This is a genomic window from Rhizobium sullae (assembly GCF_900169785.1).
Taxonomy (GTDB): Bacteria; Pseudomonadota; Alphaproteobacteria; order Rhizobiales; family Rhizobiaceae; genus Rhizobium; species Rhizobium sullae.
Window position 1 is genome coordinate 48,207 of the sequence record NZ_FWER01000041.1, and the last position, 12,505, is coordinate 60,711.

A 12,505-nucleotide genomic window follows, 5' to 3' on the forward strand; every position below is an offset into this window, starting at 1 on the left:
AATCTATGGCAATGGCACCGGGGACACGATTACCCTCGACGAGCAGTACTATACCGCGAGCGAGGGCTGGGGGCCTTGAGAAGATCGAGTTTGCCGATGGCACGTCGCTCACTCTCCATCACGAGCCAAACACAAGCTGGGTGAATGGTACGCCGGGGGACGATACGCTGACCGGCCAATGGGACAAGGACATTTTCCGCGCCGCTGGTGGCACGGCCGACCGCTGGCGCGAACGATTTCACTGAATTAACGGCATGCGCAGGCACTGAAGGAAAGGAGCGGCGTCTCCTCTGTTCATTGCCGACAGCCCGCTCAGGATAGTGCGCTGCGTCTTGGGAAAGAGTTTTTTCCGGGTCGCCGCACAAAACTTCTCGACAAGTTGACCCCAATCCATCGGTCGCGCCTTGTCGCCGCGTGGCGCGGTGACGTCAGAGGTCACTGTCGCACCATCACTAGTGTGCAGGCTCAAATATGCGAGCGTTTCGGCCGGAAAGCGTCCGTCGATCTCGTGGTCGACGAAAAGACGGACCTTTCGGGCGAAGTCGCATAGGTCTGGCCTGGCGAGTTGGGCTTCGCCAATCGGCGCAAGCGCTGCAATTCCATCGATGGCGGCAATGGCGATGCAATAGGGCAGGCTGTACTGGATATCGGTCACGGTTGCCGGAGAGACAGAATTGGCAAGCCGGAGAGCCCACTGGAACGTATGCACATCTACCGAAACGACCTTCTCGGGAGTTAAGTCGATACGGCGGCAGACGGAAGCAAAGGCGTCGAGAGCAGGATGGATGTAGCGGCAGCAGGAGTACGGTTTGAAATAGACATTCGAGATTTCCATCGGTTGATCGAAGCCTGCAGCGATGACCAACGGATCGAAATGCGAATGGTGATCGAGCAGATCCAGCGGGCCTGTAAATCCCTGCTCAGCGAGCTGCAATGCGAGGAGCCCGGTTACCACGCTCCACGGGATGCCTTCCTTGACATCGTTTCCAGTGCATTTCGCGTAACCCGAGCTGCCGTTTGCCTCCTGGTTCGGGGCTAGCACTCCGGCAATCGAAAGAGCCTGGGCAAGTGCCGCCGGACCGGTTCCATAGAGACGCCCGGCCGCGGCGACGGCACCATATCCTGTCCAGCGACCGGATTGCCGGCTCCTAACGGCATCCGGTTTCTGCGCGACAGCAATACGGATAGCAGCCTCGTATCCGAGGGCGACGGCGGCAAGGATGTCGTCGGCGGGCGCATCAGTCTCAGAAGCCACCGACAAAGCAACGGGTATGACGGCCGCACCCGGATGGCCGCGCGCGGCGCGATGACCGTCGTCGAAATCGAGCGCCGATGCCGCGGCGGCGTTGCAGAAGGCTGCAGCCGTCGTCCCCAGGCTTTCACCGGTAAACCAGATCGGTGCACGGCCGACACCAAACTCCTGCCGGGCGATCTCGCGCGCCACCTGTGCACCGCCGATCTCGCTTCCGGCGACCACGGCAGTCACCGCATCCAGAATGCAGCAAAGGGCGCTCTGTCTCGCCTCGGCCGGCAACGCGGCGGACGGATAGGTCATCAGATGATCCGCCAGGATCCGGGTCGTGTACATTTTTGGCTCCGCGCACCCGCTATTTCCGTTCACGTGCTGGCCGGTGCGCTGGACAGTGGCGCTGCCCGAGCGCCGGGCCTGAGCCAGGTTTCGTAGACATGTGCAGCGACGTAGAGATCGAGCATCGGCAGACCGACGCAGGTTATCAGGGTCGGCCGGTCCAAGACGTCCCCTCTGTCGGCGACGTCTTTAAAGTTCGTGACCCCGAGAAAAGGGCCCAGTTGCTCCAACGTTGCACCCGCCCGCGAGAAATAAAGCGCAAGGCTTTGCGAATTAGGCCGGGATACCATGGAAACGTCGTCGCAGACTGCGAGTCCTGATCGAAGAACCGCTTGGATGTGGTCGGCGGGCGTCTCATCTCCGCCAAGATGCAGAAGAAGGGAATTCGCGGAAATATCCGGCGGCGCGAAGACCGGCGCGCTGGAATTGGAGGCGGTGATTACGAAGCGGCAGTCGCGCAGCTTCCGGTTGTCCGGAACGGCCTCAAGCGGAACTCCGGCGGTGGATCCACATTTTTCGACGAGCCGCTGCGCGGAAACTCCCGATCGGCTGCGCACGTAGATCGTCGAGATGATGTCCTTTCCGAAGTGGCCAAGCGCCTTGACGATTTCCTCGGCAATCGGACCCGCTCCGAATAGAAACACGGATATGTCATGTTCCATCGAGAAGAAGCGTTCAAGTGTCACTGAGGCATAAGTTGCCGTCCGCGCAGCGGAGATTTCAGTCCCGTCCATTACGCAAAGGGGACGCAGCGTGAAGCTGTCGAGGAGAATGATCGTCGAGGCGGAACGGGGTCGGCCGAAGCGGCGGTTTATTGCATTCGCGCCCACGACTTTGACCGCAGCATATCGGTCTCCGACGCTGGAAAGCGCAGAGAGCTTCCAGCCCAATCGCTCACCCTTGAGTTCGTTACGATAGGGCTGAAACTCGGGTCGCTTCCAAAGGTCTGCTTCACTGAAGGACAAGATGGACTTCAAGCCGTGTGCCCGTCCCAGACGCATGTCGGACCAAGCCTCTTTGGCGGCCTTGTGAAGATCATCCACATTGAGGCTGACGCCGAGACATGCCATGTCAGCATGCGAAAAATATCGGGCTACGGTCTCCATCGCTATCCTCCATCGGGCTCCCACATCCAACAAATGGGCTATGGGAATCTCGCACCTCGGTGGCAGCGGTTAAAGGAAAGATCGGGATATGTTTTCGTTATCGAAGGATGCTCATGTGGAGAAAGAACGGCACGCCAAGTTACAATATTAAACTTTCTTATTCCTGCGGGTCTTCGTTGTTGCGGAGAAAATGGAGCGCCGAGGAGATCTGAATTCGGCCGCGCTTAAAGAGGAAAATTCCATCCCTGTCCTAACGCGCGTCGTAACGTCAGGCAGTGTGGACGTCGCTAGGGCACGTTCGCTCTCAGAGAAGCCGGTTAGCCGGCCTCCTTCGCAGGATGCGCTTGTTGCTGCGGGCCAATCCTCTGACGCCTAGAGACCTGTGCGCTTTTCAGCCGCATCGGCGAAACCGATTGCGTCGCCTGACCAGCAACCTACAAGCACATGGATTCCACCCGGTGTGCGGCCACGCTCCTTAAACAGCTCCTGAGGCGAAGCGGACCAACGGTTGAACGGACGTGGCGTTCTTTAGGTTCTGCAAATTGTCCAGTATTTCAAAGGTGGCTTTGTCTCCAACTGCTGAGCTTGCGAGCCGCCGGACCTTTGTTTCGAGAGCCGACTCCTGCATTGGGTTGGCAGCTTCCCCCTCAGAAAGCGGGACATGCTTTTCGAACACTCGTCCATCCTGCAAGCGCAAGGACGCACTTGCCGCATGCGGCTCGGGAGTGAGGTCGCGCGCGGAACGAGGCAAAAACTCGATGATGTCCTGCAGACGCCCAGCGATATCGTGACGCATCCAGTTGTCCGCGAACCAATCTGGACCGGGTTCAACGCCAAGGACCGCCATCGCAATGGCATGCGGCGCGCTGAACTGCGCCGCCCACATGTCTTTCGGTCGCACGGTGCTGAATGGCGGTTCGCAAATGATTGGAGGTGCCGTGACAACCAGCTTTACGTGCTCGCCGGCCGCAGCATCAATTCCCGCCATTGTGAAGACGTCGCGGCACGCCTGCACGCTGCTCTGGATAAGCCGTGTTTGAAACCGATCTTGAATATCTCGTAGGTCGAACCGAAGGCACGCGTCAATCGGCCGAAATCGCACTCGTCGGCCCCGGCCATGCGCCAGAACCCCGTCTCACCTTCGAAGACATCCAGTGGGCCCTCGAAGCCCGCAGCAGCGAGCCGCGCTGCATTGACCCCCGTCTGCGCGGCTGCTCCGAAGTTGTTTTTCGCCATTGACGGTTTTTTGCCGTAGACCGTCTTCATGACCGAGGCGACTGGCGCATTGACCGCGGCGATCGCGATTGCTTGCGCCGCTTGTCCTGCGTCAAGCCGCATCAGCTTCGCAGCCGCGGCAGTTGCCCCGAATACCTGCCATGTCCCATGCCCATGCAGTGTCTTTCTGGACGTTCGATGAAGCAGCGAGATACCTATACGGCAGCTGACCTCGTAACCGGCGATGACTGCTTCAAGAAAGTCTGCACCCGAACACTGCCTCTGGGCGGCCATCGACAGCGCGGCCGCGATGACAGTAGCGCCGGGATGGCCCTTCTCGTAAATGTCATCGAAGTCGAGTGCATTGATAAGGGTCGCCGTGCGAAAGGCCGCGACTGCGGGATCCAGCAACCCAACACCGTGGCCGACCGCCAGGTCTCCAGTGAAGTTCTGCATCATCCGGGAGACTGGCAGGTTAATTGCGCCGAGCAGGCAGCCGATCGAATCCAGCACGCAAAGTCTGCTCTTGTGGATGACCTCCGGCGGGAGGCGCGAGAAGGATTCCGCGGCGATATATTCGCCGATCGTTTTGGCTATTGAAGGAGACATGGTTTCATATCCAGCAGAGGTGGACGGACGATGGCTACAGCGAAGTCTAGGGGTGGCTCATCGTCTCGCCACTACAAGAATCCGGAGCCCCATCGTGCCGCCTGCCGGTGCAGGAGGAACAACCGCAGGAGTCGGCGATGCCGCAGTCGAGTGACGCTCGTGCCAATCCCTCGAAGCTCGTCTTGTGCGATGCGGTCGGGATGAGTTGCCGGACCACCGCCACGCGGGTGCGATCGATGTGAGTAGAAAGCACGCCGACCTGGTCGACCGCTCGGGCGATCACTTGGCCCCAAGGATCGCAGACAAGAGAATTGCCATAGGTGAAACGCCGTTCTCCATTCGCTGCTATATAGCTGCCCCATTGGCCGCAGGCGACGAAATAGGCCTGGAGCTCGATAGAGCGAGCACGGCAAAGTACTTCCCAATGGTCCTTGCCAGTTTGCAGCGTAAAGGCCGCGGGTAGAATGACGACATCGACACCCGCACTTGAAAGCGCATCGAAGAGCAGGGGGAAACGAAGATCGTAGCAGATGGCGCAGCCGATCCGGAAACCGTGCGCTTCGTAGATGAAGAGTTTTCCGCCGGGAGCCACGGTCTCCGATTCTCGATAGATCTTGCCGTCCGGCGCTTCGATGTCGAATAGATGGATCTTGCGGTAGCGACCGACCTCCCGACCCTTCGGGTCGAAAACCACCGTCGTGTTATATATCTTCGGACTTCCTCCAATCCTTTCGAGCAGACTGCCGCCGTGAATCCAGATCTGTTCTCGGGCGGCAAATTCCTGCAGCATCCGATAGGCCTTGCCGCCCGGCATGTCGTCGGCCGCCGCGAGCTTCTCCGCAGCAGTCCCCCCGGACCAGTCAAAATGCTCAGGAAGCACCATGAGGTCCGGTCTATCGCGTTCGATTGCCTGGTGCATCAGGATCATGGCTGAATGCAGGTTGAGATCGCGGTCGGACTGGGAATTCATCTGGATGAGGGAAATTTTCATGACACGATCCGATCCAAATCGAAGATGGAATGGCCGGCCTCAAGATGGGGCCGCAGCTGAAGCGAATGCCGTTGTCGTCTTAGCGCAAAGTCAGCGACGCGGCGCATATGCGAGGGCTCGGCAACGAAGACGCCCTCGTTATCAGCCAGGACGGCGTAGCCCGGCAGAACGGCTGCGCCACCGCATGCAATTGGAACGTTGATCGCGCCGCCGATCTGATGCCGGCGGCTCGTCGTCTTGGATGAGACGCCGCGGCACCAGACTGGAAACAGGCTGGCCCTAATCTCTTCGACGTCCGTGCAGGGACCATCGACGATGACGGCCACCGCTCCGCGCGCGCGGGCGGCTGCCACGACACCGCCGCCGACGCAGGCAACATCATCCTGGTCAACCCGGGAGATGACGAGAGCATCTCCCGGGGAGAGCAGATCAATGGCTTTGTAGATGACGGTTCCATCGCGGCCTGGCGCGGCCACCGTGATGGCCGTTCCAATTGCCCTCGCCGGAAAGACGGGGGCGACACCTGCGCCCACGAATCCGACATATTCGAAATGGCCGATGGTCGCGGTTTCGACACCCTCCAGGAGTGTTCGCAACGATTCCGGAATAAGCTTTGGCCGTGTTTTCATCCGGTATGGTTCAGTCATTCGACAACACTCCGATCTTCTCTATCATCGTGCCTTAGATCGGACGTTCGCCGGCGGTGGTCGTCCGATGCATGATGCGGATCGTGTTCGGATCGAAGGAGTCGCGCTGATGCATCGTGCAGCGGTTGTCCCACATCATGATGTCGCCCACCTCCCATTTCTGGACGAAGACTTGGGCGGCACTGCCGGTCGTGTGTTCCCAGAGTTTTGTGATCAGATCGGCACTCTCGTCGAGTGGCATGCCGACAATCCAGGATCCCTCGGACGTGCCGCCGAGGTAGAGAGCCTTGCGTCCCGTCTCGCCGTGGGTCCGGACCAGGGGATGGACGACACCGCTCCACTCGCGAAAATCGCCGCTCTTCGGTTCGGATTTTCCAAGGCGCAGTTTGCCCGTTTTGTCGTAGACGTTCTGGAAGAAGATCTGGCGTCCATCGATAGCCTTGCGCAATTCGTCCGGAAGCGTTTCGTAAGCACGGTAGGTCGACAGAAAATATGTATCGCCTCCGGAAGGAGGGACTTCGACCGCTCTGAGGATTGCTCCTGCCGGCGGACGTTCGTAGAACCAGGTATCGGTATGCCAGGTTGCTTCGCTGTTGCCGAGCGCGCCGCTTGGCTTGCCGTCCTTCATCGCATTGCTGATGACCAGGATCTCAGGGTGCGTCGGGTGTCCGCCTTCCTGCAACTGCTTCGGATGGATGACGAAGTCGCCGAAGTGACGGGAGAAATCCGCCTGCTGTTGATCGGTGATATGGGCTGCGCGAAAGCGGACAACGCCGTATTGCAGCCAGTATGACCGGATCGCCGCAATTTCTCTGTCGTGATAGTTGGAGAAGTCGAACCCAACGATGTTGGCGCAGACGTTGCTGGAGTTCTGAACCGCGGAAACCTTCGTTCTGGTGAGCATTCTTGTGCCTCCTTCAGGAGATCCCGGACGTGGGATCTCCTGAAGTCTAGCCAAGGTTGCAAGGGGCAATCCAATATCAATTCGTCATTATTGATATTGGATTGTTATCAATCGCGTTAGTGCTCGAGCAGCTGGACCGCGGAATTGGCAATGGCAAGTTCAACGCGACTGCCAACAGAAAGCATGTCGAGGCGCGTGGAGCGGATCATGGATTTTAACGTCGTCTCATCATTCACAGACAACCAGGCTTCCAGATAGGCGCCGAGATTGACCACCTTCTGGACGGTGGCCGGCAAGAGGTTCACAGGCCCATCCATGGCGCCTGCAGCATCTGCAAGCCTGACTGCCTCGGGCCTTATGCAACAGAACCGGGCCTTGTCCGGAGCGAGGTTCTGCGGCCAAGCGGCGATGATCGGGAGGTTTGCTTCTCCGAGAAAGACGCGCACGCAGTCGCCACCGGTTGTGGTGTCGTCCAGGCCGGAAACCGGCAGGATGTTAGATTTGCCAATGAAGTCCGCCACAAAGGACGTTCTCGGTTGATTGTAAATGTCCGCTGGCGACCCTTCCTGCGCGACGACTCCACCTTGCATAACGATGATCTGGTCGGACATTACCATGGCCTCTTCCTGATCATGCGTGACATAGACGAAGGTTATGCCGAGTTCCTGCTGGATGTCCTTCAACTCGACACGCATCGCCTCGCGAAGCTTCAAATCGAGGTTTGAAAGCGGTTCATCGAGAAGCAGGACAGAGGGGGATGGCGCAATGGCACGGGCGACGGCGACCCTTTGTTGCTGACCGCCCGACAGCTCTTTCGGATAGCGGCTTTCGAAGCCTTCGAGATGAACGCTTTTCAGGGCACGCGAGACCTCCTCGGAGATGTCTTCGTGTGGTTTGCCCTGCATTTTGAGGCCAAAACCAACATTTTCCCCGACCGTCATGTGTGGGAAGAGCGCGTAGTTCTGGAAGACGAGCCCGATCTTGCGAGCCTCCGGTGGGACGCCTGCCTGGTTGCGACCCCGGATGCGGATTTCTCCGCTCGAAGGTCTTTCGAATCCGGCGATCATATTCAACGTCGTTGTCTTGCCGCATCCGGAGGGACCGAGGATGCTGACGAACTTGCCCTTCGGAACGGCGAGGTTGATGTTATCGACGATGCGGTTCGCGCCGAATTGCTTGCTGACAGAAAGAAGCTCGATATCGTTGTTGCTCATTTGCTACCCCCATGGAAATGCGCGGAGAAACCGCCGATTTTTTCGAAAAGGATAATCGTGCCGAGGACGAAGAGGAGTGATGCGACATTCACGGCCGCAAGCACCGGGTCCAGGCTGTATTCGAGATGATTGATGACGGCGATCGGGAGCGTCGTCTGTCCGGGTCTCACGAGAAAGACAGACAGCGGTATATTGTTGAACGAAATGATGAAGGCGAAGGTCATGCCCGAGAACAGGCCGGAGCGGATCAGCGGCAGAAGCACATATCTGATCCGTTGGACCGGACCCGCGCCAAGAATGCGGGCGGCCCGATCCAGCCTCTTGTCGAAGTTGAACATCGCGGTTGCCGCCATGCGCATCACATATGGCATGGTGAGGACGATGTGGGCCATGACAAGCCCCGGCGTGCCAAGCAGCTGGTAAAGACCAGCCGACGAAAGGAAGAGAACGATCGCCACACCCTTGACGATCTGCGGCACAGCCATCGGCGATAGCAGGAACGACATGATGGCGGTGTGGCCCGGACATTTCTGGTAGGCGACGCTGTAGGCTGCAAGGACACCCAGCAAGCCGCTTGCGAGACTGACGATGATCGCCAGCCCTGCGCTGAGCAGAAAGGGATCAAGCCAGCGGCTCTCCAGGAGTGCCGTGTACCACTGAAATGTCCAATCGCCCGGCCAGAACGTGACTGTCGATGTAGGGCTGAAGGACGCTGCAACAACGACCAACAGCGGCACGGTGATGAATGCAAGAATTGCAATCAGCGATACCCTGAACAGAATGGTGAGCAGTCGGTTCATTGAAGCCTCCCGAGACTACAGGTGAAGTTTCTGTTGAACGCGGGATTCGAGCCGGGATCCGACAAAAGCCGAAATCAGCATCATGGCGAGAAGGACGTTGGCCATGACCGCCGCAAAAGACCAGTCGATGTAAAAAAGCACTTGCTCGTAGACCATCGTGGCCATGACCTTGAAACCCGCACCGCCGAGGAGGGCCGGGGTGGCATAGGCGCTCGCCGCCATCGTAAAGGCGATCAGGAGCGAGCTTACAATTCCCGGCACAGAGAGCGGCAGGACGATATGGCGGATGACTGCAAGTCGCGAGGCGCCAAGAATCTGGGCCGATCTTTCCAGATTTGGATTGATGCCCTGGAGGCTCGTGAGCAGCGAAAGGACGCCAAATGGCAAGATCACATGCGTCAGCCCGACCACGACGCCGAACAGGTTCCTCGACAGAGACAGGGGCTCGGAAATCAACCCGGTCAAAATCAATGTTGAATTGATAAAGCCCCGGTCTTCGAGAATGACAAGCCAGCCATAGGTCCGAAGCACCACACCTGCGAGCTCAGGGGCAATGGCAAGAGCAAAGACAAGCGTTCGCCAGCGTGACGTCGAGCGTGCAAGGTAGTAGGCGAGGGGATAGGCGAGCACGGTCACGCAAATGGCGACCAGTCCCGACATCAAGACGGTGCGTCCGAGGCCCGCAAGCACAAGCTCGTCGCTAAAGAAGCGACCGTAGCTCGCCAGTGTGAAGGTGCCGGTTTCCTGGTTCTGAACGCTGAGACCGAGCATCAGTCCCATCGGAACTGCGAAGAAGAGGAGCAGCACGATCAACGGCAATGATAGCGGCAGAAAAGCCTTGAAGGGAAAGGCGATGCGTTTGGGCCTTTGCGGAGGGAAAAAAGCAATCGTCGCCATGATCCACCTCACTCGGCAGCGGCGACGACGTCGCGTTCCCAGCGTTCGCCCCATGCTGACAACCGCGTGGCGACTGCCCCAAGATCGGGCAGGAGGAGCGCCTTCAGATCGGCTTCAGTGGTGATTTGCTTGGCGCGGATGTCGGCGGGAACATCGATATCGGTCCTTGCGCTTCCGACCTTGTAACCGGTAACCCAGGCCTCCTGGCTCGTCTTTTCGAGAAAGAAGTTCACGAACGTGAGCGCCGCCTGCCGATTCTCGGCATGCTTGGGTATATTCAAAGTGGCGACAAGAGGAATCGACCCTTCCTTCGGCAGGACGTAGTCGACCGGCAGGCCACTGTCGGCCAGAAGCTGGGCTCGGCCGTTCCAGAATGGCATGGCCCAGACCTGGCCGTCCTTGATGTAGGTTTCCATGACCGAGGAGGACTGTTCAAAACCGATCGATTGCTTGGCAAGTTTTGCCATGGCGGCAAAGCCGGGTTCGACGTTGTCGAGCAGGTCCCCGCCATTGGCGACCGAGAGGACCTCCGTCAGATAGGCGGCCATGATGTTCTGGAAGGTCGGCAGGATGATCTTTCCTTTGAGGCGTTCATCGAGAAGCACGGACCAGGAATCTGGCGCCTGTGGCAGCTTGTCCTTGCGGTAGAGCAGCGAAAGATATTGCACCTCGTGAACAGCACCGCAGGGGCCGGCGACGGCTGCAATTGCCGGCGACAGACGCGCAAGATTGGGAACGGCCTCTGGCGTGAATTTTTCCAAAACGCCTTCCTTGCATCCATCGAGAGACTGGGAGGCGGTCATGACGACGACGTCGAAGCCGGGCCGTCCGCCGGTGGCCTTGATCTTTGCGTAATCTTGTGACGCCGACCCGACCGCGTCGTAAATGACGTCAATGCCGAACTTGGCCTCGAAGGGTTCGATGATCCGTTCGCGGATGATCTTTTCGTAGGGGCCGCCGTAGCTGTTGACGACGAGCGTTTCGGCGCTGCCGGATGTGGCCGACGCCAGCGATATAAGCGCAGTTGCGCTGAGCATGGACAATTTCATGGCTGTTCCCTTTGTTCGTTGTCGATCCGGCGACAGTGCGCTGGGCGATCGGGGAATTTCCAATATTGTTTCACGGGTATTGATATTGATTTCATATCAATAGCGTTACCTTTCTGGCCGCACGGAGCGCAGCAACGCGGACGGACCGTGTACGCTGGAACCATCGAGGCGTGCGCTGTAAATCCGTTAGAGCGAGCGCCCCGACCTCGTGCGGCTGGCATCAAACGGCTATGCAGCCGTATCAGCCCGAACGGCAGATCTCCGCGATAAGGTGCGGTTGGGATTTCAGGGATTTGAAGACATTCACCCAGAACCGGAAGTGGCTTTCACGATCGAGGTCCCTGGCCTCGATGGCGCGCTTCGCCGCGGCGGTGACCGCATCGCAGCCGTAGAATTCCATAGCGAGTTCTAGGGCCGCCGCGACCGCGACGTCATGCTGCATATCCGCCCCGTATGACGGGTCTGGGTTATGTTCCAATAGCTTCGACATAGAGACTCTCCTGTGAGAGCCCGGCGCAAGGAAAATGTGGCCGGACGTGTTTCACAGCGAAATCAAAATCGCATCGTCCGGAAGCACATGCATCCTGCATGTCGGCCAGGTTGAATCTTAGATCACTTCCCGCCTGAGGTGAAGTAAAAATTTCTTTGTCCTTCTTGTTTATGGAAGCCGCGCCATTGGCACAGCGGTCAGTTGGCACCGCTTGCCCGCTGCAGTTCGGCCAGGCGCTCCTGACAAATCGCCGCGACAATCTGGTGCAAGTGTTCGGTCCGTTCAAGCAGCCAGCCAAGCGCCTCCTCTGTGATCTCGAAGTGCTTCGAGTATCGGGCCTTCACATAAGATTCGTTGAGGATGTTGTACCAGGCAGTATAGCGGTGCTGGTCACGCGGCCATGCCTCGATCAGCCGGCGGTCCTGATCTTCGGCCAGACTCCGGAGAAATTTCAGATTGTGCGATGGTGGGCTGTAGTTGGTTAGCACAAGCAGTAGGGTAGCATAGGCTTGTTCGATCGATTGGTGTAAGAGAAACGCTGCCTCTTTAAGGCCGCCCTTTTGGCTCAAATATCCTGATGCATCCAGGAACCGCACGAACGCAGATGCTCTACTCTCAAAATGCTCCTTGGCAATCCGGTAGGCCTCGGCTTTGGAACGCGGCTTTGGTTCGGCCAGCGGCCGGTCGTCGAGCTCGTAGAGCACGATGCCCTCGCGCAGGATGTCGACGAAGAAATACTGGCCGTCGGCCAGGAAGTTGTTCACCTCTCTGGCGCCATGGACGATCAGCCCGACCGGGGTTTTGACCTGCTTGTCCCACATCAGCCGGTCGGTCGCTTTCTCCCAATACTGCGGTTCCGCCAGTTGTTTGGAATTGACGATGACGAGGATATCGTAGTCGGAGCGGTAGCCCTTCATCGTATGCGGCTCGTCGACCCAGGTGCCGCGGCAATACGAACCGAAAAGCAGAATCTTTAAGATCCGGCCGCGCTTCTT

General features: G+C 58.6%; 14 protein-coding genes. 1 reads left to right on the forward strand and 13 read right to left on the reverse strand.

Annotation, left to right across the window (positions count from 1 at the left end):
• Positions 1-11 precede the first annotated feature (11 nt).
• The gene (locus BN1800_RS27990; RefSeq protein WP_087002102.1) at positions 12-245 is read left to right on the forward strand and encodes a hypothetical protein; all 234 of its coding nucleotides are present in this window, start codon (positions 12-14) and stop codon (positions 243-245) included.
• Here the strand turns inward: BN1800_RS27990 and BN1800_RS27995 are convergent.
• The 13 genes from BN1800_RS27995 to BN1800_RS28055 all read right to left on the reverse strand — a co-directional run.
• Positions 239-1,588 (reverse strand): MmgE/PrpD family protein, encoded by a 1,350-nt coding sequence (locus BN1800_RS27995; RefSeq protein ID WP_087002104.1) that lies wholly within the window; start codon positions 1,586-1,588, stop codon positions 239-241. The two genes, BN1800_RS27990 and BN1800_RS27995, sit on opposite strands and share 7 nt — an antisense overlap.
• A 29-nt stretch (positions 1,589-1,617) precedes the next feature.
• On the reverse strand, positions 1,618-2,694 hold the full coding sequence (locus tag BN1800_RS28000; protein WP_087002106.1) for a hypothetical protein: 1,077 nt from the start codon (positions 2,692-2,694) through the stop codon (positions 1,618-1,620).
• Positions 2,695-3,169: 475 nt separating this feature from the next.
• Positions 3,170-3,682 carry an MmgE/PrpD family protein gene (locus tag BN1800_RS28005; protein WP_087002108.1) on the reverse strand — a complete coding sequence of 171 codons (513 nt, stop codon included), beginning with the start codon at positions 3,680-3,682 and terminating at the stop codon, positions 3,170-3,172.
• Positions 3,646-4,518, reverse strand: a complete 873-nt coding sequence (locus BN1800_RS28010; protein ID WP_087002110.1) for an MmgE/PrpD family protein — start codon at positions 4,516-4,518, stop codon at positions 3,646-3,648. Before BN1800_RS28010 ends, BN1800_RS28005 begins: the two co-directional genes overlap by 37 nt.
• 46 nt (positions 4,519-4,564) lie before the next feature.
• Positions 4,565-5,509, reverse strand: a complete 945-nt coding sequence (locus BN1800_RS28015) for a carbon-nitrogen hydrolase family protein (protein ID WP_087002111.1) — start codon at positions 5,507-5,509, stop codon at positions 4,565-4,567.
• The gene (locus BN1800_RS28020) at positions 5,506-6,156 is read right to left on the reverse strand and encodes an RraA family protein (RefSeq protein WP_087002114.1); all 651 of its coding nucleotides are present in this window, start codon (positions 6,154-6,156) and stop codon (positions 5,506-5,508) included. Before BN1800_RS28020 ends, BN1800_RS28015 begins: the two co-directional genes overlap by 4 nt.
• Positions 6,157-6,190: 34 nt before the next feature.
• Complete coding sequence (locus tag BN1800_RS28025; RefSeq protein WP_087002116.1) at positions 6,191-7,060, reverse strand: TauD/TfdA dioxygenase family protein; 870 nt, start codon at positions 7,058-7,060, stop codon at positions 6,191-6,193.
• A gap of 116 nt (positions 7,061-7,176) precedes the next feature.
• Positions 7,177-8,274 (reverse strand): ABC transporter ATP-binding protein, encoded by a 1,098-nt coding sequence (locus BN1800_RS28030; RefSeq protein WP_087002118.1) that lies wholly within the window; start codon positions 8,272-8,274, stop codon positions 7,177-7,179.
• Positions 8,271-9,074 (reverse strand): ABC transporter permease, encoded by an 804-nt coding sequence (locus BN1800_RS28035; protein ID WP_087002120.1) that lies wholly within the window; start codon positions 9,072-9,074, stop codon positions 8,271-8,273. The genes BN1800_RS28030 and BN1800_RS28035 overlap by 4 nt, the downstream gene beginning before the upstream one ends.
• Positions 9,075-9,089: 15 nt before the next feature.
• Complete coding sequence (locus BN1800_RS28040; RefSeq protein WP_143534115.1) at positions 9,090-9,971, reverse strand: ABC transporter permease; 882 nt, start codon at positions 9,969-9,971, stop codon at positions 9,090-9,092.
• 8 nt (positions 9,972-9,979) lie between these two features.
• The gene (locus tag BN1800_RS28045; protein ID WP_087002122.1) at positions 9,980-11,020 is read right to left on the reverse strand and encodes an ABC transporter substrate-binding protein; all 1,041 of its coding nucleotides are present in this window, start codon (positions 11,018-11,020) and stop codon (positions 9,980-9,982) included.
• A gap of 241 nt (positions 11,021-11,261) precedes the next feature.
• Positions 11,262-11,510, reverse strand: a complete 249-nt coding sequence (locus tag BN1800_RS28050; RefSeq protein ID WP_087002124.1) for a hypothetical protein — start codon at positions 11,508-11,510, stop codon at positions 11,262-11,264.
• Positions 11,511-11,707: 197 nt separating this feature from the next.
• On the reverse strand, positions 11,708-12,505 hold a 798-nt coding region (locus BN1800_RS28055), incomplete at its 5' end, for a nucleotidyltransferase and HEPN domain-containing protein (RefSeq protein ID WP_087002126.1).

What these genes read in the sequence shown, in the direction of transcription:
- BN1800_RS28010 (WP_087002110.1), bottom strand. Translation starts at nt 4,518, where the DNA reads ATGTCTCCTTCAATAGCCAAAACGATCGGCGAATATATCGCCGCGGAA.
- BN1800_RS28015 (WP_087002111.1), bottom strand. Translation starts at nt 5,509, where the DNA reads ATGAAAATTTCCCTCATCCAGATGAATTCCCAGTCCGACCGCGATCTC.
- BN1800_RS28000 (WP_087002106.1), bottom strand. Translation starts at nt 2,694, where the DNA reads ATGGAGACCGTAGCCCGATATTTTTCGCATGCTGACATGGCATGTCTC.
- BN1800_RS28050 (WP_087002124.1), bottom strand. Translation starts at nt 11,510, where the DNA reads ATGTCGAAGCTATTGGAACATAACCCAGACCCGTCATACGGGGCGGAT.
- BN1800_RS28035 (WP_087002120.1), bottom strand. Translation starts at nt 9,074, where the DNA reads ATGAACCGACTGCTCACCATTCTGTTCAGGGTATCGCTGATTGCAATT.
- BN1800_RS27990 (WP_087002102.1), top strand. Translation starts at nt 12, where the DNA reads ATGGCACCGGGGACACGATTACCCTCGACGAGCAGTACTATACCGCGA.
- BN1800_RS28040 (WP_143534115.1), bottom strand. Translation starts at nt 9,971, where the DNA reads ATGGCGACGATTGCTTTTTTCCCTCCGCAAAGGCCCAAACGCATCGCC.
- BN1800_RS27995 (WP_087002104.1), bottom strand. Translation starts at nt 1,588, where the DNA reads ATGTACACGACCCGGATCCTGGCGGATCATCTGATGACCTATCCGTCC.
- BN1800_RS28025 (WP_087002116.1), bottom strand. Translation starts at nt 7,060, where the DNA reads ATGCTCACCAGAACGAAGGTTTCCGCGGTTCAGAACTCCAGCAACGTC.
- BN1800_RS28005 (WP_087002108.1), bottom strand. Translation starts at nt 3,682, where the DNA reads ATGGCGGGAATTGATGCTGCGGCCGGCGAGCACGTAAAGCTGGTTGTC.
- BN1800_RS28045 (WP_087002122.1), bottom strand. Translation starts at nt 11,020, where the DNA reads ATGAAATTGTCCATGCTCAGCGCAACTGCGCTTATATCGCTGGCGTCG.
- BN1800_RS28020 (WP_087002114.1), bottom strand. Translation starts at nt 6,156, where the DNA reads ATGACTGAACCATACCGGATGAAAACACGGCCAAAGCTTATTCCGGAA.
- BN1800_RS28030 (WP_087002118.1), bottom strand. Translation starts at nt 8,274, where the DNA reads ATGAGCAACAACGATATCGAGCTTCTTTCTGTCAGCAAGCAATTCGGC.